General features: G+C 60.4%; 16 protein-coding genes. 4 read left to right on the top strand and 12 right to left on the bottom strand.

Going from position 1 to position 21,475, the window contains the following annotated elements; genetic code table 11:
• Window positions 1-6: 6 nt before the first annotated feature.
• The 8 genes from ACIPY9_RS23315 to ACIPY9_RS23280 all read right to left on the bottom strand — a co-directional run bounded on the left by ACIPY9_RS23315 (window position 7) and on the right by ACIPY9_RS23280 (window position 8,320).
• Window positions 7-1,656 (bottom strand): BatD family protein, encoded by a 1,650-nt coding sequence (locus ACIPY9_RS23315; RefSeq protein WP_400707193.1) that lies wholly within the window; start codon window positions 1,654-1,656, stop codon window positions 7-9.
• On the bottom strand, window positions 1,653-3,368 hold the full coding sequence (locus ACIPY9_RS23310) for a VWA domain-containing protein (RefSeq protein ID WP_400707190.1): 1,716 nt from the start codon (window positions 3,366-3,368) through the stop codon (window positions 1,653-1,655). Before ACIPY9_RS23310 ends, ACIPY9_RS23315 begins: the two co-directional genes overlap by 4 nt.
• The gene (locus ACIPY9_RS23305) at window positions 3,365-4,423 is read right to left on the bottom strand and encodes a vWA domain-containing protein (protein ID WP_400707187.1); all 1,059 of its coding nucleotides are present in this window, start codon (window positions 4,421-4,423) and stop codon (window positions 3,365-3,367) included. Before ACIPY9_RS23305 ends, ACIPY9_RS23310 begins: the two co-directional genes overlap by 4 nt.
• On the bottom strand, window positions 4,416-4,910 hold the full coding sequence (locus ACIPY9_RS23300; protein ID WP_400707185.1) for a DUF4381 domain-containing protein: 495 nt from the start codon (window positions 4,908-4,910) through the stop codon (window positions 4,416-4,418). Before ACIPY9_RS23300 ends, ACIPY9_RS23305 begins: the two co-directional genes overlap by 8 nt.
• Window positions 4,907-5,851 carry a DUF58 domain-containing protein gene (locus ACIPY9_RS23295; protein WP_400707182.1) on the bottom strand — a complete coding sequence of 315 codons (945 nt, stop codon included), beginning with the start codon at window positions 5,849-5,851 and terminating at the stop codon, window positions 4,907-4,909. Before ACIPY9_RS23295 ends, ACIPY9_RS23300 begins: the two co-directional genes overlap by 4 nt.
• A gap of 4 nt (window positions 5,852-5,855) precedes the next feature.
• Window positions 5,856-6,815 carry an AAA family ATPase gene (locus tag ACIPY9_RS23290; RefSeq protein ID WP_400707179.1) on the bottom strand — a complete coding sequence of 320 codons (960 nt, stop codon included), beginning with the start codon at window positions 6,813-6,815 and terminating at the stop codon, window positions 5,856-5,858.
• A gap of 224 nt (window positions 6,816-7,039) precedes the next feature.
• Complete coding sequence (locus tag ACIPY9_RS23285) at window positions 7,040-7,786, bottom strand: amidohydrolase family protein (RefSeq protein WP_400707176.1); 747 nt, start codon at window positions 7,784-7,786, stop codon at window positions 7,040-7,042.
• A gap of 177 nt (window positions 7,787-7,963) precedes the next feature.
• Window positions 7,964-8,320 (bottom strand): hypothetical protein, encoded by a 357-nt coding sequence (locus ACIPY9_RS23280; protein WP_400707173.1) that lies wholly within the window; start codon window positions 8,318-8,320, stop codon window positions 7,964-7,966.
• Window positions 8,321-8,767: 447 nt separating this feature from the next.
• On the opposite strand from ACIPY9_RS23280, the gene ACIPY9_RS23275 reads away from it, so the two are divergent.
• Both ACIPY9_RS23275 and ACIPY9_RS23270 read left to right on the top strand, forming a co-directional pair.
• Entirely contained in the window at window positions 8,768-13,624 is a 4,857-nt protein-coding gene (locus ACIPY9_RS23275; RefSeq protein WP_400707170.1) for an NAD-glutamate dehydrogenase, read from the top strand.
• 189 nt (window positions 13,625-13,813) lie between these two features.
• Complete coding sequence (locus ACIPY9_RS23270) at window positions 13,814-14,155, top strand: hypothetical protein (protein WP_400707167.1); 342 nt, start codon at window positions 13,814-13,816, stop codon at window positions 14,153-14,155.
• 7 nt (window positions 14,156-14,162) lie between these two features.
• On the opposite strand, the gene ACIPY9_RS23265 is transcribed toward ACIPY9_RS23270, so the two are convergent.
• Window positions 14,163-14,783, bottom strand: coding sequence for a LysE family translocator (locus ACIPY9_RS23265; RefSeq protein WP_400707164.1), 621 nt, complete (start codon window positions 14,781-14,783; stop codon window positions 14,163-14,165).
• Window positions 14,784-14,920: 137 nt separating this feature from the next.
• The gene (acnB, locus tag ACIPY9_RS23260; protein WP_400707161.1) at window positions 14,921-17,521 is read right to left on the bottom strand and encodes a bifunctional aconitate hydratase 2/2-methylisocitrate dehydratase; all 2,601 of its coding nucleotides are present in this window, start codon (window positions 17,519-17,521) and stop codon (window positions 14,921-14,923) included.
• A gap of 399 nt (window positions 17,522-17,920) precedes the next feature.
• On the opposite strand from acnB, the gene ACIPY9_RS23255 reads away from it, so the two are divergent.
• Window positions 17,921-18,391 carry a DUF1289 domain-containing protein gene (locus tag ACIPY9_RS23255; RefSeq protein WP_400707158.1) on the top strand — a complete coding sequence of 157 codons (471 nt, stop codon included), beginning with the start codon at window positions 17,921-17,923 and terminating at the stop codon, window positions 18,389-18,391.
• 835 nt (window positions 18,392-19,226) lie between these two features.
• Here ACIPY9_RS23255 and ACIPY9_RS23250 read toward each other — a convergent pair.
• Entirely contained in the window at window positions 19,227-19,436 is a 210-nt protein-coding gene (locus ACIPY9_RS23250; RefSeq protein WP_400707155.1) for a hypothetical protein, read from the bottom strand.
• A 329-nt stretch (window positions 19,437-19,765) separates the two neighbouring features.
• Window positions 19,766-20,620 carry a universal stress protein gene (locus ACIPY9_RS23245; RefSeq protein WP_400707152.1) on the bottom strand — a complete coding sequence of 285 codons (855 nt, stop codon included), beginning with the start codon at window positions 20,618-20,620 and terminating at the stop codon, window positions 19,766-19,768.
• Window positions 20,621-20,770: 150 nt separating this feature from the next.
• On the opposite strand from ACIPY9_RS23245, the gene ACIPY9_RS23240 reads away from it, so the two are divergent.
• Window positions 20,771-21,382, top strand: a complete 612-nt coding sequence (locus ACIPY9_RS23240) for a tRNA-(ms[2]io[6]A)-hydroxylase (protein ID WP_400707149.1) — start codon at window positions 20,771-20,773, stop codon at window positions 21,380-21,382.
• Window positions 21,383-21,475 lie beyond the last annotated feature (93 nt).

Here is a 21,475-nt window from a genome sequence, read left to right as displayed (position 1 = left end):
AAGGGCTCACTTCGGATAAAGCGGCGGTAACCCGGTATCCGCTGCCGGGTCCTGAATCCGCTCGGCCGCGGGCAGGGTGCGGATGGCACGCCACAGATCCTCACCGAGCCAGAACTGGCCGGTTTCGCTATAAAGGGCACCGTTCAGCCCGTCCAGTGCATCGGACAGCGGCACGAAGCGGGCTGCCATATCGGCCAGAGTCTCCGGTTGTTGGCGTGCCCAGGTATCCAGCGCCTGACGGGTCGCCTGAGGGTCGTTGGCCTGACAGGCTCGCTTGAGGTCGTCCAGCACGGTGCGCGGGCTTGGCCCGTTCTGTACGGTGCGGGTCACTGCCGGTTGCCCGCGTGCCCGCCACCAGAGGGTCAGGCCCAGCAGGGTCGTGCAGGCAAACAGCAGGGTGCTGAGCTGCCATGGCCAGACGGGCGGGCCAATGACCGCCAGGCTGCCTGCGTCGTTGTTGACCGGTGTGTCCACCGCAAGCCCCGGATTATTGCTGACCTGCAATGTGCGGGCCGGCAGGCTGCTGTGTTCCAGGTGATCTTCGCGGGTGTTCCACCAGGTTACGTCCACGGTGGGCAGATCAATGGCACCCGCACGGTTGGGGACCAGGGCTTCGCGCTCTTCGCGAGTACCGATCAGACCGCGTTCGCTGATCAGGTTGTTCATCTGTGGCTGATCGGGGTAATGACGCAACCCCGGGACATCTGTGGCGGGCAGCGGCGGCAACTGGGAGCCGGATAACCCTTCGGCCTTGAGGATGATGGTCCGGGTCAGGGAATCGCCGACCTGGCTGTTGCCCGGCTCGGGGTTCCAGTGCTCTTCAAGGCTCACGCTGCGTGCCGGTAACCACGGGACATCCGCCGGGTAGCTGGCGGGGCGGGGTTTGACGTTCAAGGGGATCTTGGCGGAGTTGACCCGCACCAGCTTGCCCGGTTGCGGACCGAACGGGCTGGCGTCCTGACTTTGTGCTCCTGTCTGTACCAGCGTGGCACTGAACACCAGGGCCGGAACCTCCAAGGTGCCGCTTTGCTGTGGATAGATCGCATAGCGCATTTCGATCACGCCATGGCGTACGCCGTTGATCAGCTTCTCGTAGGTGCGCGACTCGCCCAGTTTGTCGACCCGTGCTTCAGCGATCTGCAAGGGGCTCAGGCTGCTGTCGTCGAACAGCGAAACCGAGTGGTAGATACGCAGGGTCAGTACCGCCTGAGCCTGTACGTAGACGCTCTCCTGATCCAGGCTCGCTTCGATGAAGACCGGTGCCAGTTTGCTGCCCTGTTCCTGAAGGTCGCCCTGCATGACTTGCAGGCTGACCGGCTGGCTTTTCAGTTCACCCAGTTGCAGGGAGGGGATGACGACAATGCCCGATTGCCTGGGCAGCAATGTGATGATCCAGCGTGTGGTGGCCTGATTGCCGCCGTCCAGGGTGGTCAGGCGGTTGATCTGGCGGGTGCCGCGCACATCGAAGCTTTCCTCCAGGGCCGTCAGGTCGGGTTTGCCGAACAACGTGACATCGGTGGTTTCCAGGGTCAGTTCCACCGTTTCGCCGGAATTGAGGCGTGTGCGGTCGACTTTGGCGATCAGTTCTGCCGCCGGTGACGACAAGGCAATCAGGCTCAGCAGCAGGCCTGTCAGTAAGGTGTAGGCGCGACTCATCGGGTCTTTTCCTGGTGTTGCTGTTCGTAGCGAAACTTGCGCCGCAGCAGTTCGCCGGGGTCGTCCGGGATCTGTCTCAGCCATTGGTCCAGTGCCTGACGCCGTTCGCCGGTGAGCTGGGTGTCGGCAGGCTGGATCGGAGGGCGGGTCGTCTGTTCATCCTCTTGCGTCGGGTCCGCCGCCTCGTTGCCCGGCAGGTCCGAAGACGGGCTGTCCGTGCTGTTTTCTTCGCCGGGTTGCGCCTGGGCCTGATCGGCTTCGGGTCGGTTACTGGCTTGTTGATGCGGAGCCTCGTTGCCCTCTTCGTTTTCGCTTGTCTTGTCCTGCCCGGTCTCTGTGGGCGCAGGGTTTTTGCTCTGGTCCAGAAGGCTCTGGATCAGGGCCTTGTTGTATTGGGCGGCCGGAAAGTTCGGCTGGCGCTCCAGGGCCTGCTCATAGGCGTCCAGAGCGGCTTCCAGTTCTCCGCTGTGGGCCAGGGCATTGCCGCGATTGTAATGGTCCACGGCGGTATTGCCTTCAGCGAATCGCTGGGCGGCGGTGGCATAGTCACCCGCGGCATAGAAGGCCATGCCTTTCCATTGTGGATTTTCAAAGTGCTGGGCGGCTTCAGCCGGGCGATGTTGCTCCAGCAGGCGCTGCCCCTGTTGATCCGGGCGCAGCCACAGATCCTGAAATTCAAAGGCCTGGCTGTTCTGGGGCAGCATGAACAGCAGGGGCAGGCAAAACAGCCAGCCGCGTCGTCCGGCGCAGGCGGCCAGCAACAGCAAGGGCAACAGGAACCAGTGGCCCTGATCGGCCCAGGTGTCCAGATGCAGGATCTGGCCATCGTTGCGCAAATGTTGCGGACCCGAAAACAGGCCCAGGCTGCGCAGGTCTTCGTCATCCATCCGGGCCTGACGGTAGCTGCCACCGATGTTGTTGGCAAAGTCATTGAGGCTGGCGTTGTCCAGACGCGGCACCAGAATCGCGCCCTGGGCGTCCTTGAGCAGACTGCCGTTCTCCAGCGTGACAGGCGCACCTTCTGCCGTTCCGACGCCCAGTATCAGCAGGGGCGGGGACTGCCCCTTGAGCTGCTGCTCTATGCCCTGGCGTTCCTGTTCGCTCAAGGACGAGCCGATCAAGAGCATGCGACCCTGGCCCAGTGCGCCTTGCTTGAGCAGATCGAGTGCTTTCTTGACCGCCAGATCGGCCCGTTGACCGGCCAGAGGCATGATCGACGGTTTGATGGCATCCAGCAGGTTGTGGCTGGTTGCGAGGTCGTCGGACAGTGGCACCAGCGTATGAGCGCTACCGGCGTAGACGATGATTGCGGTTTGTGAATCGCTGCGGGCCTGAAGCAGGTCCAGCAGTTTGCGACGGGCCTGCTCCAGACGTGTCGGCGGACTGTCGGTGGCCAGCATTTGCGGCGTCAGCTCTAGCAGGACCACCAGCGGGTCGACCGGTTTCTGGCTGACCTGCTCGACACGTTGCCAGCCGGGGCCGAGCAGGGCCAGCAACGCCAGAGCCCAGCAAAGGCCCAGAACGACCCAGGGCAATTTGTTATTGCGCCCGCGTCCGCCACTGAGCAGTACGGAGTGGAACGCCACCGGCATGATCATCTGCCAGCGTCCGGCGCGTTTCTGCCGATGCCACAGATGCCATATCAGCAAAGCCAGCAGCGGAAGGATCAGCAGCCACCAGGGACGTAGCCAGTGAGGCCAGAGCGCGATCATCGTGGCCTCCTCATGCGTTCGAGACGTTCACGCAGGCGAACCAGACGTTGCCGGTTGAGCAGGCGTTGCAGTGCGTTGTTGGTCCACAGGTCACGGAGGGCCAGCAGCACACTCGCCAGGAGCGCGACAGCCAGAGGCCATGGATACAGCGCCATGGCCGGACGTGCCTGAGTGGGCTGCTGGGCAACGGGTTCCAGTGAGTCGAGGGTCTGACGGATCTTTCTCAGCTCGTCGCCGTCACGGGCGCGAAAGTACTGACCGCCGCTGAGTTCTGCGATTTCCTTGAGGGTGGGTTCGTCCAGGTCCAGGCTGGGGTTCAGCCCGAGCAGGCTCTGCACGCCGCTGCTGTCGGGGTCGGAGCCGATACCGATGGGGTAGATCTTGACGCCTTCCTCGGCGGCGAGCCGTGCGGCGGTCACCGGGTCGATCTGACCGCCATTGTTGGCTCCGTCGGTCACCAGCACCAACACCCGGCTGTTGGCCGGGCGCAGGCGCAGACGTTTGAGGGCCAGGCCGATGGCGTCCCCGATGGCGGTGTTCTTGCCGGCGATGCCGATTTTTGCCTCGTCCAGCCAGATGCGTACGGTACGGCGGTCGAAGGTCAGCGGCGATTGAAGGAAGGCCTGGCTGCCGAACAGGATCAGGCCAACGCGGTCACCCTGGCGGCCCTCGAGGAAATCCCCCAGCAGATGCTGGACCAGCACCAGTCGACTGACGTCTTCGCCTTGCCACTGCATGTCGGGATAGTCCATGGAGCCGGACACATCCACGGCCACCAGCAGATCCCGGCCGCTGGCGGCAATGGGCAGCGGTTCACCCAGCCATTGCGGGCGGGCGCAGGCGATCAGCAGCAACAGCCAGATCAGCAGCAGAGGCAGGCGTTGCCGCCAGGCGGGCAGGTTGGCCTTGGCCCTGCGCCCGCTCAGTGCTTCGAGTTCGTTGAGAAAACTGACCTTGAGCGCCGCTTCCCCGCTGTCGGCAATGGGCAGCACGAAGCGCATCAGCCAGGGCAGTGGCAGCAGCACGAAGACCCAGGGCCAGGCGAACTCAAACATGTTTGCGAATCCAGGTTTCGACCGACTGGGTCAGGCCGGTAATGGCCTTGTCGTCGAGCTTGCATTCGGGCTTATAGGCCCCTTCGACCAGAATCATCCAGCGGGTCAGGCCGGCGGCGGGGCAGCGGTTGTCGAGGAAGGCCAGCCATTTTCGACCATTGAGGGTATGGCTCTGGCTATGGGGATAGTGGTTGCGGCACACACGCTTGAGCAGGCCATTGATCTGTTGCAGCCAGGCCCCCGCCGGTGCGCCATCGTAGGGTTTGGGCAGGCTGGCCAGCTCGGCCAGCGCCGCCAGACGCACCGGGTCCAGAGGCTGTTCGTTGCGGCGCTTGCCGGTTTTTACCGGCAGCAGGGTACGCAGCCGCCAGCCGCCCCAGAGCACGGCTGGTATCAACAGCAGCAACAGCCACCAGCCCGGAGCCGGTGGCCAGATGCCGACCGGCGCGGGGGCGATCAGCGGTTGCAGTTGATCCAGTGGGTTCATTTGGTTTTTACCGGGCGCCGGGCGTCCAGATAATCGCGTAACTGCTCGACAATGCCGACTTGAGTGCTCAGGGGCATCAACACCACGCGCAGCTTTTTCGCCAGCAGCTCCCAGCGATCGGCGCGGGCCTGCCCTTGGGCACGATAGGCCTTGCGCAGTTCCGGGTCCAGAGTGTCGAGTTCCAGCTGGGCTCCGCGTTCGGCAAAGCGCAACAGGCCAGCGGCAGGAAGTGCACGGTCCAGAGGGTCGGACATGGGCAACAGCAGCAGGTCGCAGTGGCGTGACAGCAGGCTCAATTGTTGTTCGGCAGCATCGGACAGGGCGCGTTCGTCACACAATACGATGACCAGACTGCCGGGCCGCAGCACTTCCCGGGCGCGGCGCAGGGCAATGCCGAATGCATCGCGGTCGGCAGCCGTTTCGGTGTGCAGCGACTGGTTGAAGCGTACCAGCCGGTTCAGCAGCTGCAGCAAGCTTTGCTTGCTGCGCCGGGGCTTGATTTCATAGTTTTCGCTGTCGCCGAACACCAGACCACCGATCCGGTCGTTATGCTCCAGCGCGGCCCAGCCGATCAGGGCGGCGGCCTGGGCGGCCAGCACGGATTTGAACATCAGGCCCGAGCCAAAGAACAGGCGTCGGCTTTGTTCCACCATGATGAAGATCGGCCGTTCGCGCTCCTCATGGAACAGTTTGGTATGCGGCTCCTGAGTGCGGGCCGTGACCCGCCAGTCGATGCTGCGCACATCGTCGCCGGCCTGATAGACCCGCACCTGATCGAAATCCACGCCACGGCCGCGCAGCCGGGAGTGGTGCAGGCCGATCAAGGGGCTGCGTCGACTCGGCGTGGAGAACAGTTGCACTTCCCGCACGCGATGGCGCATTTCGATCAGCTCGCTGAGGCTGACCCGAATGCCCGGCTGGGAGATCAGATAGGGTTGCATGGCGTCAGGCAACAGCGACGACGTCGAGAATTCGCTGAATCACACGGTCCTGATCGATACCGGCCGCTTCGGCCTCGAACGACAGGATGATGCGGTGGCGCAGCACGTCGAACAGCACCGCCTGGATGTCTTCGGGGCTGACGAAGTCGCGCCCGGCCAGCCATGCATGGGCGCGTGCGCAACGGTCCAGTGAAATGGAGCCTCGCGGGCTGGCACCATAGCCGATCCATTCGGCCAGCTCCTGGTCGAACTTGGCCGGGGTGCGGGTCGCCATGACCAGTTGCACCAGGTACTCCTCCACTGCATCGGCCATGTACAGGCCGAGGATTTCCTTGCGGGCGGCAAAGATCGCCTGCTGGCTGATCCGGCGTTCGGGTTTGGTTTCGCCGTTGAGTGCCTCGCCACGGGCCTGTTGCAGGATCTTGCGTTCCACGGCGGCATCCGGGAAGCCGATCTTGACGTGCATCAGGAAGCGGTCGAGCTGAGCTTCCGGCAAGGGATAGGTGCCTTCCTGCTCGATGGGGTTCTGAGTGGCCATGACCAGAAACAGGGGCGACAGGTCATAGGTGCTGCGCCCGACACTGACCTGACGTTCGGCCATGGCCTCCAGCAATGCCGATTGCACCTTGGCCGGGGCACGGTTGATTTCGTCGGCCAGTACCAGGTTGTGGAAGATCGGGCCTTGCTGAAAGACGAAGCTGCCGGTTTCCGGGCGATAGATCTCGGTACCGGTGATATCTGCAGGCAGCAGGTCGGGAGTGAACTGGATTCGATGGAACTGGGCTTCGATGCCTTCCGCCAGCTCCTTGATGGCCTTGGTCTTGGCCAGCCCCGGCGCGCCCTCGACCAGCATGTGGCCATCGGCAAGCAAGGCGATCAGCAAGCGTTCGATCAGTTTTTCCTGGCCGAGAATCTGCGTTGAAAGAAATGTTCGCAGCGCAATCAACGCTTCACGATGTTCCATCGGTGACTGTTCCTGGCAAGGTAATCAGCGGTGTCACATGACACCGGAGCTGGGGGCGCTACTTTAATCCATCCCGGTAGGGATCGACTAACCGCCGTGGTGTTTTTTATACGCTTTCAGGAAGTGGGTGGCGTTTATTTGAGAATGGTCCCACGAGTTTTGTCGAAAATGTGTAGAGGGGAGGGCATGCTATCGGTTTCGATCATGCCCTCCCGATGACAGTGTCATAGCCGGTAGAAGTCTGCGGCATTGCTCCACAGCACCTTCTGGGCTGCCTTTTCACCCAATGCCTCCACGACCACTTCGATATCGCTCGCCTGGAATGCTCGAGGTGCGCGTGTCGAAGGCAGGTCCGTTCCGAACATCAGGGTATTCGGGTTGGCCGAGTGGATGTCCCTGAGTGCCTGAACCACGGGAAAGTCGACACGCCCGAAACCACAGGCCTTGATACGCACGCCGCGTTCGGCCAGTCGAAGCACCGTGGGCAAGCCTTCGCGGCTCAGCCCGAGATGATCGATGCTCACGGCGGGCAATTGCAGCAGGCGGGTTTCGATGTCGGCCAGTTCCCGTGAATCGATATAAAGCTCCGAATGCCAGCCCACCTGCCGATGCACGCGTCTGGCCAGGGATTCGAGCTGGTCCAGCTGTTCCGAACCGCCGCGCTTGAGGTTGAAGCGCAGGGCACGTACGCCGAAGCCATTGAGGGTTTCCAGCTCGGCATCGGTGACGCTGGCGGGCAACTGGGTCACACCGACAAAGTCAGGCCCCAGTCGACGCAGGGCTTCGAGCAGATAGCCCTGATCGAAGCCCTGGAATGACCCGGAAACCACGGCGCCGCCTGTGACCCCCAGTGGCGAGACGGCCGCCAGGTAGTCGGTGACGCCGAAAGGCTCTGGCAGATATCCGTTGTTGGCCGTGAGTGGGAAGTTCGGATCAATGATGTGGCAATGGGCATCGAAGATGGGCTGCATGGGAGGCTCCGGGTGGCGAAGGCTCAACCTTACTCTCTTATGCCGGTTTATTTCGTTGCAGTATGTACCGACATTTTCAAAAAACGACGATGTCGGCGGCACCCTTTACAGGTTGTTCAGGAGCCCGGCTTTGATGCACATTTTTTCTACAAAATGGCTATCTGCCCTGGAAGCGACTTACATGAGCTCGCTTTCGAGCGTACCGATGTCCTGAAGGAGAATTTGCAGCGTTGCGTGCACTTCACCCAGATCATCGGCCGAGGTGGCATGCAGCACTTCATACCGGGTATCGCCGCCCAGGGCTTCTGCATCCTCGGCTGAAATCTCCACTACCAGGTGTGTGGCGCTCAGGGAAACTTTCAGGCTGTTCACATACACCGTGTCATCGCAGACGGTGATCTCGACTTCGTCCTCGTCCGGAAAGCGCGCCAGAGAAAACAGCTCGTGTTTTTCGTCATGGCAGCATAGCAGTGCCATGTCGTCGTTCTCGTCGTCGCAAGGATTGGCGAGTAAAAGGGCGGTCTTGATTTGCATGGCAGTGTCCTGGCTGGGCTAAGAGGCGATTTTGCCAGCCCCGGTTGAAACTTGCTGGGTAATTCTCCCAGTGCGGGATTTTTCCGGAAAGAGATCGTACATCTACACCATTTGTACCGTCCGAAAGCATGCTTTCCCGGATAAATCCGGTCCTACAGGATTTGTATGACGGTTGCTGTTCGTGGATGTCCGAATATGTCGCAGCCCTGTAAGTATCCACGCCTGCGCTCTCGTTAAGCTGCCAACAGATGAGCGGTCAAAGAGCTGCTCCTGGCCGCGTCGATTCCATTTCCGGATCGGATGTGACGACTCGTTCGCGGCAAACGTTATTTCTTTAGTTTTACACTCTGCCATGCTGTGCCTCTGCCCGTTACATCCCCGGTGCAGCCTGGTACGAGACACTTCCATCAAGCTTCCTCCTTATAAAAGCAAAGCGGAGTACCACAGATGGCGTTCTTCACCGCAGCCAGCAAGTCCGACTTCCAGCACCAACTGCAATCGGCACTGGCTCAGCACATCAACGAACAGGCATTGCCACAAGTAGCGCTGTTCGCTGAACAATTCTTCGGCATCATTTCCCTGGATGAACTGACCCAGCGTCGTCTTTCCGACCTGGCAGGCTGCACCTTGTCCGCCTGGCGCCTGCTGGAGCGTTTCGAGCACGGTCAGCCCCAGGTACGGGTCTACAACCCCGATTACGAGCGTCATGGATGGCAATCGACTCACAGTGCCGTCGAAGTGCTGCATCATGACCTGCCGTTTCTGGTCGATTCGGTCCGTACCGAGCTGAACCGCCGCGGTTACAGCATCCACACCCTGCAGACCACCGTACTGAGTGTGCGTCGCGGGCCGGCGGGCGAGCTGCTTGAGCTGCTGCCCAAGGGCACGACGGGCGAGGGCGTGCTGCAAGAATCGCTGATGTACCTGGAGATCGATCGCTGCGCCAATGCCAATGAGCTGACCGTGCTGGCACGTGAGCTGGAGCAGGTGCTGAGTGAAGTCCGCGCTGCGGTGGAAGATTTCGAGCCGATGAAGGCTCGTCTGCATGAATTGCTGGCGGGTATCGACACCAGCGAATACAACGTCGATGCGGACGAAAAGGCGGAGGTCAAAGTCTTCCTGCAATGGCTGGTGGACAACCACTTCACCTTCCTGGGCTATGAAGAGTTCGAGGTTCGCGGTGAAGGCGATGGCGGCCAGTTGATCTATGACGAGTCGTCTTTCCTGGGGCTGGCCAAGCTGTTGCGCCCGGGCCTCACCAGCGAAGACCTGCACATCGAAGGCTATGCAGTGAACTACCTGCAAGAGCCGACGCTGCTGTCGTTCGCCAAGGCAGCCCATCCAAGCCGTGTCCACCGTCCGGCTTATCCCGATTACGTTTCTATCCGCAAGATCGACGCGTCGGGCAAGGTCATCAAGGAATGCCGCTTCATGGGCCTGTACACCTCGTCGGTGTATGGCGAGAGCGTGCGTCAGATTCCATACATCCGCCGCAAGGTCGCGGAAATCGAGCGCCGCTCCGGCTTCGATGCCAAGGCGCACCTGGGCAAGGAACTGGCTCAGGTCGTGGAAGTGCTGCCCCGCGACGACCTGTTCCAGACGCCGGTGGACGAGCTGTTCAGCACGGTGATGTCCATCGTGCAGATCCAGGAGCGCAACAAGATCCGTGTGTTCCTGCGCAAGGACCCGTACGGCCGTTTCTGCTACTGCCTGGCTTATGTACCGCGCGACGTGTATTCCACCGAAGTGCGTCAGAAGATCCAGCATGTCCTGATGGAGCGTCTGAAGGCCAGCGACTGCGAGTTCTGGACCTTCTTCTCCGAGTCGGTCCTGGCCCGCGTGCAGTTGATCCTGCGTGTGGACCCCAAGGTCAACCTGGATATCGACCCGGTACAACTTGAAAACGAAGTCATCCAGGCCTGCCGTTCGTGGAAGGATGACTACTCCAGCCTGGTGGTCGAAAGCTTCGGCGAAGCCCACGGCACCAATGTGCTGGCGGACTTCCCCAAAGGCTTCCCGGCCGGTTACCGCGAGCGTTTCGCTGCGCATTCGGCCGTGGTCGACATGCAGCATGTACTGAGCCTGAGCGAAACCAATCCGCTGGTCATGAGCTTCTACCAGCCGCTGGCCGGTGGCCGTCAGCAATTGCACTGCAAGCTGTACCACGCCGACACGCCGCTGGCGCTTTCGGATGTGCTGCCGATCCTGGAAAACCTCGGCCTGCGCGTACTGGGCGAGTTCCCGTATCGTCTGCAGCACGCCAATGGCCGTGAGTTCTGGATTCACGACTTTGCCTTTACCTACGGCGAAGGCCTGAACCTCGACATTCAGCAACTCAACGACACGTTGCAGGATGCCTTCGTGCATATCGTGAGCGGCGATGCCGAGAACGATGCCTTCAACCGTCTGGTGTTGACCGCCGGTCTGCCATGGCGCGACGTGGCGCTGCTGCGTGCCTATGCCCGTTACCTGAAGCAGATTCGTCTGGGCTTCGACCTGGGTTATATCGCCAGCACCCTGAACAACCACACCGACATCGCCCGTGAACTGACGCGCCTGTTCAAGACCCGTTTCTATCTGGCACGCAAGCTGGGCACCGATGATCTGGACGACAAGCAACTGCGTCTGGAACAGGCGATTCTCACCGCGCTGGACAACGTTCAGGTTCTCAACGAAGACCGCATCCTGCGTCGCTACCTGGACCTGATCAAGGCGACCCTGCGGACCAACTTCTACCAGACCGACGCCAATGGCCAGAACAAGAGCTACTTCAGCTTCAAGTTCAACCCGCGCCTGATTCCCGAACTGCCGAAACCGGTGCCGAAGTTCGAGATTTTCGTCTATTCGCCGCGTGTCGAAGGCGTTCACTTGCGTTTCGGCAACGTGGCTCGCGGCGGCTTGCGCTGGTCGGATCGCGAAGAGGACTTCCGGACCGAAGTGCTGGGTCTGGTAAAAGCCCAGCAGGTGAAGAACTCGGTCATCGTGCCAGTAGGGGCCAAAGGTGGTTTCCTGCCGCGTCGCCTGCCGCTGGGTGGCAGCCGTGATGACATTCAGGCTGAAGGCATTGCGTGCTACCGCATCTTCATCTCGGGTCTGCTGGATATCACCGACAACCTCAAGGAAGGCGTGCTGGTTCCGCCGGCCAACGTGGTGCGTCACGATGATGACGACCCGTATCTGGTGGTGGCGGCCGACAAAGGCACCGCGACCTTCTCCGACATCGCCAACGGCATCGCCATCGATTACGGCTTCTGGCTGGGCGATGCGTTCGCTTCCGGTGGTTCGGCCGGTTATGACCACAAGAAGATGGGCATTACCGCCAAGGGTGCATGGGTCGGCGTGCAGCGCCATTTCCGCGAGCGTGACATCAACGTTCAGCAGGACAGCATCAGCGTGATCGGTATCGGTGATATGGCCGGTGACGTGTTTGGCAACGGCTTGCTGATGTCCGACAAGCTGCAACTGGTCGCCGCGTTCAACCACCTGCACATCTTCATCGATCCGAATCCGGACCCTGCCAGCAGCTTTGCCGAGCGTCAGCGCCTGTTCAACCTGCCGCGTTCTGCCTGGACCGATTACGACACCAGCATCATGTCGGCGGGCGGCGGTATCTTCCCGCGCAGTGCGAAGAGCATTGCGATCACCGAGCAGATGAAAGCGCGCTTCGACATCAAGGCCGACAAGCTGACCCCGACCGAACTGCTGCATGCGTTGCTCAAGGCGCCGGTCGACCTGCTGTGGAACGGCGGTATCGGCACTTACGTCAAGTCCAGCGAAGAAACCCATGCCGACGTGGGCGACAAGGCCAACGATGCGCTGCGCGTCGATGGCAACGAGCTGCGCTGCAAGGTGGTGGGCGAGGGCGGCAACCTGGGCATGACCCAGCTGGGCCGTGTCGAGTTCGGCCTCAATGGCGGCGCGACCAACACCGACTTCATCGACAACGCCGGTGGTGTGGACTGCTCCGACCACGAGGTGAACATCAAGATCCTGCTCAACGAAGTGGTGCAGGCCGGTGACATGACCGAGAAGCAGCGTAACCAGCTGCTTGAAAGCATGACCGACGAAGTCGGCAACCTGGTGTTGGGCAACAACTACAAGCAGACCCAGGCATTGTCCCTGGCGGCGCGTCGTGCCTACGACCGGATCGCCGAGTACAAGCGTCTGATGAACGACCTCGAAGGCCGTGGCAAGCTGGACCGTGCCATCGAGTTCCTGCCGGCCGAAGACCAGATCGCCGAGCGGGTGGCGGCCGGTCATGGCCTGAGCCGTGCCGAACTGTCGGTCTTGATCTCCTACAGCAAGATCGACCTCAAGGAAGCGCTGCTGGAGTCGCGTGTTCCGGATGACGACTACCTGACCCGCGACATGGAAACGGCCTTCCCGCCCTCCCTGGGCGCCAGGTTCTCGACCGCGATGCGGGCTCACCGCCTCAAGCGCGAGATCGTCAGCACCCAGATCGCCAACGATCTGGTCAACCACATGGGCATCACCTTCGTGCAGCGACTCAAGGAGTCCACCGGCATGAGCGCGGCTAACGTGGCGGCTGCCTACGTGACCGTGCGCGACATCTTCCACCTGCCGCACTGGTTCCGTCAGATCGAGGCACTGGACTACAAGGTTCCGGCCGAAATCCAGTTGTCCTTGATGGATGAACTGATGCGTCTGGGCCGCCGTGCCACGCGCTGGTTCCTGCGCAGCCGTCGCAACGAGCTGGATGCCGGTCGTGATGTGGCTCACTTCGGCCCGCACCTCGCGGCGCTGGGTCTCAAGCTGGACGAACTGCTGGAAGGCCCGACCCGGGAAGTCTGGCAGGCGCGCTACGAAGCTTATGTCGAAGCTGGCGTGCCTGAGTTGCTGGCCCGCATGGTTGCTGGCACCAGCCACCTGTACACCCTGTTGCCGATCATCGAAGCATCCGATGTCACCGGGCATAACGCTGCCGACGTGGCCAAGGTGTACTTCGCGGTGGGTAGCGCGCTGGACGTGACCTGGTACCTGCAACAGATCAGCAACCTGCCGGTGGAAAACAACTGGCAGGCGCTGGCCCGCGAAGCCTTCCGCGACGACATCGACTGGCAGCAGCGGGCGATCACCATCTCCGTCCTGCAAATGCCGGAAGGTCCTGCCGAAGTGGAAGAGCGCCTGGCCCTGTGGCTGGAGCAGCATGCCCCTATGGTCGAGCGCTGGCGTGCCATGTTGGTCGAACTGCGTGCCGCCAGCGGCACGGACTACGCCATGTATGCCGTTGCCAACCGCGAGTTGCTGGACCTGGCCATGAGCGGGCAAGCCGTTACGGTGTGATGGCTTGATCTGCGGTTAAACGAAAGGCCCTGCATTGAAAGATGCGGGGCTTTTTGTTTCAAGGCCCGCATCGCTTCTGATGATAGTGACTATCAGAACTCGCACTTTCTGTTTGTTTCGATAAAAAAGGAGAATGCCCGGCATTGATTACAGGGCTCGATGAGCCGTTTTTATTTCAGGATTCCCTCCATGCGTCTTTTTCTTGTCCCTGCCTTTACCGCGGCAGCCCTGTTGTTGGGGGGCTGTGCTTCGGCTCCGAATGAACCGACCCTCACCTTGCAGACGAGCAAGGCACCTGATGAGTATGTGCAGTGCGTGGTGCCGAAGTTGCAGGAAGAGGCTCTGACCCCGACGCTGTCGCAATCCCAGCGGCATTACAAGATTGTCGTTTCCAGCGCGATCGCAGCCGACAATGTCATCGAGGCTTACAAGGCCCCGACAGGCGGGAAAGTGTTCCTGTATGAGCGTCAGTTGCTGACCGCGAGTTTCATGCCTTCCAGGTTCGAGCGCGTAGCGCAGGAATGCCTCTAACCGGTACTCAGCGTTTACTCAGGGCCAGACGTGCAGCAAACAGCACGAAGATCAGGCCGGTCGTGCGGTCCATCCACTTGATCACGCTCTCACGCCGCAGCACACCGGCGAGTGGCCGGGTCGCGCCAATCAATACGATTGACCAGATCAGGCCGATCACCACATGAATGCTGACCAGGCCAAAGGTCCAGGCAATCAGCGGCTGCCCTTGAGGGATGAATTGCGGCAGAAAGGAAACGTAGAAAATACCGACTTTAGGGTTGAGTACGTTGCCTGCCATTCCTTTCAGAAACCAGTTTGCACCTGGTTTTCCATCCGCTTCGACAGGCGAGAGTGCGCTACGTGGGCGCAACAGCATGTTCAACCCCAGCCAGCACAGATAAGCCGCGCCGCAATACTTCAAGATGTTGAAGGCCAGCTCCGACACCGCAATCAGGGCGCCCAGGCCAAAGGCAACGGCCGCTCCCCACAGTAGACACCCCGCATTGATGCCCAACGCGGCACGAAATGCCTGCTGCCTGCCTTCCACAGCAGCGGTTCTCAGCACCAGAGCCGTATCGAGGCCGGGTGTCAGCGTCAGCAGCGTAGCGGCGAAGGTGAAGGCGATAAGGCTGTCGGTGATGGACATGGCGAAGGGCTATAAAATGATGAGATGCCTACGTTAGCACATCCTCTGTGGGACCGAATTCATTCGGGAAGGCAATCTGAAAGGCCATAAAAAACCCCATCACAAGGATGGGGTTCTTTTAACGCAGTGCTTCGTGCTTAGGCTTGAACGACCGGGATATTGGCGTTCGCAGCGGCTTCACGGAACTCGGCGATCTGATCGAAGCTCAGGTAGCGGTACACGTCCGTTGCCATGGTGTCGATCTGGTTCGCGTAGCTCATGTACTCCTCGACGGTCGGCAGGCGACCCAGGATCGAAGCCACGGACGCCAGCTCGGCCGAAGCCAGGTAGACGTTCGCGCCGTCGCCCAGACGGTTCGGGAAGTTACGCGTCGAGGTCGAAACCACGGTGGAGTTCGGTTCCACGCGTGCCTGGTTACCCATGCACAGAGAGCAGCCCGGCATTTCCATGCGTGCGCCAGCCTTGCCGTAGATGCCGTAGTAGCCTTCTTCGGTCAGCTGATGAGCGTCCATCTTGGTCGGAGGCGACAGCCACAGGCGTGTCGGCAACTGGCCCTTGACCTGATCCAGCAACTTGCCCGCAGCGCGGAAGTGGCCGATGTTGGTCATGCAGGAACCGATGAACACTTCGTCGATCTTCTCGCCCTGTACCGAAGACAGCAGGCGAGCATCGTCCGGGTCGTTCGGCGCGCAGAGCACAGGCTCCTTGACGTCGGCCAGGTCGATTTCGATGATTTCGGCGTACTCGGCGTCCTTGTCGGCTTCCAGCAGCTCAGGATTGGCAATCCAGGCTTCCATCGCCCTGGCACGACGCTCCAGGGTACGAGGATCGCCGTAGCCTTGCTCGATCATCCAGCGCAGCAGGGTGATGTTGGAGTTCAGGTACTCGATGATCGGTTCTTTTGCCAGCTTGATGGTGCAACCGGCAGCCGAACGTTCGGCCGAGGCGTCGGACAGCTCGAAAGCCTGTTCGATGCTGAGGTTTTCCAGACCTTCGATTTCCAGAATGCGGCCGGAGAAGGCGTTTTTCTTGCCTTTCTTCTCGACGGTCAACAGGCCAGCCTGGATCGCGTAGTAAGGAATGGCATGAACCAGGTCACGCAGGGTGATGCCAGGTTGCAGCTTGCCCTTGAAGCGGACCAGGATCGACTCAGGCATGTCCAGCGGCATGACGCCGGTGGCTGCGGCGAAGGCAACCAGACCGGAACCGGCCGGGAAGGAGATACCGATCGGGAAGCGGGTGTGCGAGTCGCCACCGGTGCCGACGGTGTCAGGCAGCAGCATGCGGTTCAGCCAGCTGTGGATGATACCGTCGCCCGGACGCAGGGAAACACCGCCACGGGTCATGATGAAGTCAGGCAGCGTGTGGTGAGTCTTGACGTCGATCGGCTTTGGATAAGCAGCGGTGTGGCAGAAGGACTGCATGACCAGATCGGTGGAGAAGCCCAGGCACGCCAGGTCTTTCAGCTCGTCGCGGGTCATCGGGCCAGTGGTGTCCTGGGAACCGACGGTGGTCATCTTCGGTTCGCAGTAGGTGCCTGGACGGATACCTTCTACGCCGCATGCCTTGCCGACCATCTTCTGCGCCAGGGTGAAACCCTTGGTGCTGGCAGCTGGCTGCTCGGGTGTCTTGAACAGGTCCGAAGGTGGCAGACCCAGCTCGGCACGTGCCTTGCCGGTCAGACCGCGACCGATGATCAGAGGAATACGGCCGCCAGCGCGAACTTCGTCGAGCAGGACCGGGGTCTTCATTTCAAAGGTGGTCAGGATTTCGTCGCTGTTGTGCTTGGTGACTTTGCCTTCATGCGGGTACAGGTCGATCACGTCGCCCATGTGCATGTTGGAAACGTCGAATTCGATTGGCAGTGCGCCAGCATCTTCCATGGTGTTGTAGAAGATCGGAGCGATCTTGCTGCCGAAGCAGAAACCACCGGCACGCTTGTTCGGGACATAAGGAACGTCGTCGCCGAAGAACCACAGCACCGAGTTGGTCGCCGACTTACGGGAGGAACCGGTACCGACCACGTCACCGACGTAGGCGATAGGGAAGCCCTGGCCGCGCATTTCTTCGATCTGCTTCATCGGACCGATGGAGCCTTGCACGTCAGGAACGATGCCTTCACGGGCCATTTTCAGCATGGCCAGGGCGTGCAGCGGGATATCGGGACGGGACCAGGCATCGGGTGCCGGGGACAGGTCGTCGGTGTTGGTTTCGCCGGTGACCTTGAAGACGCGCAGGCTGATCTTGTCGGCCAGGACAGGGCGCTTCTTGAACCACTCGCCGTCAGCCCAGGATTGCAGGACGGCCTTGGCGTGGACATTGCCGTTTCTGGCTTTTTCCGCGACGTCGTGGAAGGCATCGAACATCAGCAGCGTGTGCTTGAGCTGTTCGGCAGCGACCGGAGCCAGCTCGGCATCGTCGAGCAGGGCAACCAGAGTGACGATGTTGTAGCCACCCTGCATGGTGCCCAACAATTCGGTTGCGCGTTTCTTGTCGATCAGCGGAGAGGTGGCTTCGCCCTTGGCCAGGGCGGACAGGAAACCGGCCTTGACGTAGGCAGCCTCGTCAACTCCCGGCGGAACACGGTTGGTGATCAGGTCGACAAGGACAGCTTCTTCACCAGCTGGGGGATTCTTCAGCAGCTCAACAAGGCCTGCGGTTTGTTCGGCGTTAAGCGGCTGGGGCACGATACCCTGGGCGGCACGCTCTTCGATGTGTTTACGGTAGGCTTCAAGCACAGTATTACCCTCATCAGTGGTCCCAAATGGGTGTCCGGGACGCTCATCCAGAAATTGTCCGTACCCACGCAAGGCTTTGGAGCCCTGTTGGCAGAGTATCGGCAATTCCTTACGAAGCTGTTTTCAAAGTTTTACGCCTGCAGGACGGGGGAAGTGTAGGTCGACACGGCCATTCGTGATGAGGGAACGGCCTGTCGACACCGTACTGCGGGATTAACTTGACTGTGCTCGTGACGCTTTGAAAACAGCTTCTAACGGACATTGGCGCCTTGTAAGGCACGCTGATTCTACGGCAAAACTTCGTTAAAGGTAAGTTAGACCCTACATCTTCGGGGGTGACCCCTGTTAGACAAAGGGCTAACATGCCAGCTCGTTTCGCCTGCCCCTGTCCTGCCAGCCATGCCTGATCAAATCATCAAAACGCCTTGCGTCGGCCTCTGCTCCACGGTTTACGGAGACCTGGTCTGCCGTGGTTGCAAGCGTTTCCACCATGAAGTGATTCACTGGAATGGCTATAACGAAGACGAGAAACGAGCGGTCTGGCTCCGACTGGAGCATCTGCTGGTTCAGGTGATGACCGCCAAGCTCGAGATCTTCGATATCGAGAAACTGCGGATGCAACTCGTTCAACGCAAGATCCGCTTTGTGGCCCATCAATCCGAATACTGCTGGGCTTATCAATTGATCGCTCGCGGGGCGCGGGTCATCAACCAGGTCGAGGCTTATGGCTTCGTTCTGCTGCCGGAGTTTCGCGATTGGGCACTGCCGGAATTGCGCGATGCCATCGATCGTGAGTTTTTCCTGCTGTCCGAGGCCCATTATCAGCGTTATATCGCGCCGGGTTTTCTCAAGGATGCGCTCGGGGGCTGATGAGGTGGGTGCCTGATCCTTAATGATGTGTTTGGCTCCAGGCCGCCTTGCGCCTTTACGGCGCGTCCCTTTGGTTTCGGCCAAAGGAACCAAAGCCATTGCTCCGGGTTCGGCCCCGCCTGACGGCAGGGTTCCTTCGCTCCGGCACCGATCCGGCGGTCGCCACAATGGGCCATCCATGGCCCAGTGCGGCTAATTCTGCATCCCTGCAGAATTCCCACCGGATCACCGCCTCCACTCAGCCTTCACCAACGTCGCGTTTGGCGTTGTTCACGCCATCGCGGCACAGAGCTTTTTAGCTTTTCTTTGCTTTTCAAACACAAAAAGCCCAGACACCACCGATTGCGACGCTGGTGAAGGCCGAGTGCAGGTGTTGTGGAGTGGGGTGCGAGGCAGGAGCCGAGCAAGCGCCGCCAGGCCATGGATGGCCCATCGGCGCGGCCCCATGGAACAACGCCGGAACGAGGGAACCCCGCCGTCAGGCGGGGCCGAACCGGAGCCGATGGTTTTCCCCCCTTTTGCCGAAACAAAAGGGGGCCGCCGTAAGGGCGGAACCAGATACTCGCCACACAGCAAAATCCGGATATGTCCACGGTAGAGGAACGTACCTGTTCCTTGGATGGTTCGTTCGACTTGATGCCGCCTTGCGCCTTTACGGCGCCCTACTTTGTTTTCGGACAAAGTAGGCAAAGCCATTGCTCCGGGTTCGGCCCCGCCTGACGGCAGGGTTCCTTCGCTCCGGCGCTGATCCGGCGGTCGCCACAATGGGTCATCCATGGCCCAGTGCGGCTAATTCTGCATCCCTGCAGAATTCCCACCGGATCACCGCCTCCACTCAGCCGTCACCAACGTCGCGTTCAGTGGTGCCTGCACCATCGTGGCAAAGAGCTTTCTTTTTCTTTAGCTCTTTTTCGCTTTTGATTTTTTGAGCATAAAAAGTCAAAACACCACCAACTGCGACGTTGGTGAAGGCCGAGTGCAGGTGTTGTGGAGTGGGGTGCGAGGCAGGAGCCGAGCAAGCGCCGCCAGGCCAAGGATGGCCCATCGGCGCGGCCCCATGGAACAACGCCGGAAACGAGGGAACCCCGCCGTCAGGCGGGGCCGAACCGGAGCCGATGGTTTCGCCCCTTTGCCGAAACAAAGGGGCCCGCCGTAAGGGCGGAACCTGTACTCGCCACACAACAAAATCCGGATATGCCCACAGTAGAGAAACGTACCTGTTCTTTGATGGTTCGTTCGGCTTGATGCCGCCTTGCGCTTTTACGGCGGGCCCCTTTGCCGTAACAAAGGGGCCCGCCGTAAAGGCGGAACCAGATACCCGCCACACAGCAAAATCCGGATATATGCACCGATGAGAAACGTGCCTGTTACGGGCTACAGATGATCCTCCAGATGCCTGATGATCTCCTCAGTCTTGAGCACCAACACATCGCTTTCCAGCGAATCAAGCACCACTTCAGCAGTATTGCCGATCAACGCCCCCGAAAGCCCCGTACGCGCGACCGTACCGATAATGGTGACGGCTGCGTCAAGCTGATGCGCAGTGAACGGAATCAACACATCGGCCGGACCTTCGGCGATATGCAGATGACTGTCGTCGATATCGAACTCCGTCTGAAACGCCCGACACTGCTCCCGATAGCGGGCCTCGATACTTTCCTTGAGCTGATAGATCGGGTCGGCAGCCGACAGCATGGGCGACGGATGAGCCGTAATGACATGCAGATGCCCCTTGGCCAGTGCCGCAATGTCATAACCATGATCGACGATATCGAAGTGCAACGCCTTGTGCTCGCCATCCGCATTGCCGACATCGACCGCCGCCAGAATCACGCCCCCGCTCCAGGGGCGCGACGTCTTGACCATCAGCACCGGGCTTGGGCAATAACGCAGCAGTTTCCAGTCGTCGGGAGTCAGCAGGGCCTTTTTCAGCGGGTTGTCGGGAAAGTGCTGCTTGATGACCAGCCCGCAGCCTTCCGCCTGCTGCACCTTGCTGATGGTCTTGTGGGTGGACTCTTCCCAATGCTGCTCGGCGGTGGCGGTAAAGCCTTCTTCCAGCAGGTTTCTTTTCAGCTCGTTGAGCCGCTGCGTATGAGGATGATCCTTGTCGCAGATCAGTAGATGCAGATGAGCCTGAGTGACGCCGGCAATCAGTCTGGCGCGGTTGAGCGCCAGGCTCTCGGTCTGGTTGGGTTCGATGATCACCAGAATGCTGCGAATCGACTGCATGGGGCTGACCTCCACAAGGCGGGCTGTGCCGTACAACTATAGTTGTGCTGCATCGAGGTGTCGTTTGATCTGGATCACTGCATTTCTATCGCGGCAGACGCGCACCCCTCGTATAATGCGCGGCCTTGCAAACCCGCTATCCGTGAGCTTATGTACCCGATCCCCGAAATCGAAGCCTTCCTGCTGTGCCGCACGCCCGACAGTTGGGTTCAGGCCGCCTTGCGCAATCTGGACATTCTGTTGATCGATCATGCGAACAACGAGAAGAAAGCGGCCGGGGCGGCGTTTCAGTTCATGTTTCAGTACAACGACAAGTTCGACCTGTTGAGCAAGATGTCGCGACTGGCCCGTGAGGAGCTGCGGCATTTCGAGCAGGTGCTGAGCATCATCCGCAAGCGCGAAATCCCGATGGCGAACGTGAGTTCGGCGCGCTATGCCGGTTCATTGCGCAAGCTGGTGCGCAACCATAACCCCTATCGGCTGACCGATGCCCTGATTGTCGGGGCAATCGTCGAGGCCCGTTCCTGTGAGCGTTTCGCTGCATTGGTGCCGCATCTGGATGAAGAACTCGCCAAGTTCTACTCCGGCCTGTTGAAGTCCGAAGCCCGGCATTTCCAGGATTACCTGAAGCTGGCCTACACCTACGGCGACAAGGCCGATGTCGATGCCAAGATCGAAGAAATTCGTCTGGCCGAGCGTGAACTGATCGAAAGCCCCGATGAAGAGTTCCGCTTCCACAGTGGTGTGCCCATCGAGGCTTGAGCGTTCCGGCTTCCCTGAAAACGACCGCCTGACCACCGGTCGTTTTTTTGTGGGTATTCGTTAGCCGGCTAATAAATATTTTGACATTAACTG

The organism is Pseudomonas sp. NPDC089734 (assembly GCF_044748865.1).
GTDB lineage: Bacteria > Pseudomonadota > Gammaproteobacteria > Pseudomonadales > Pseudomonadaceae > Aquipseudomonas.
This window is presented reverse-complemented; position numbering and strand designations above follow the sequence as displayed.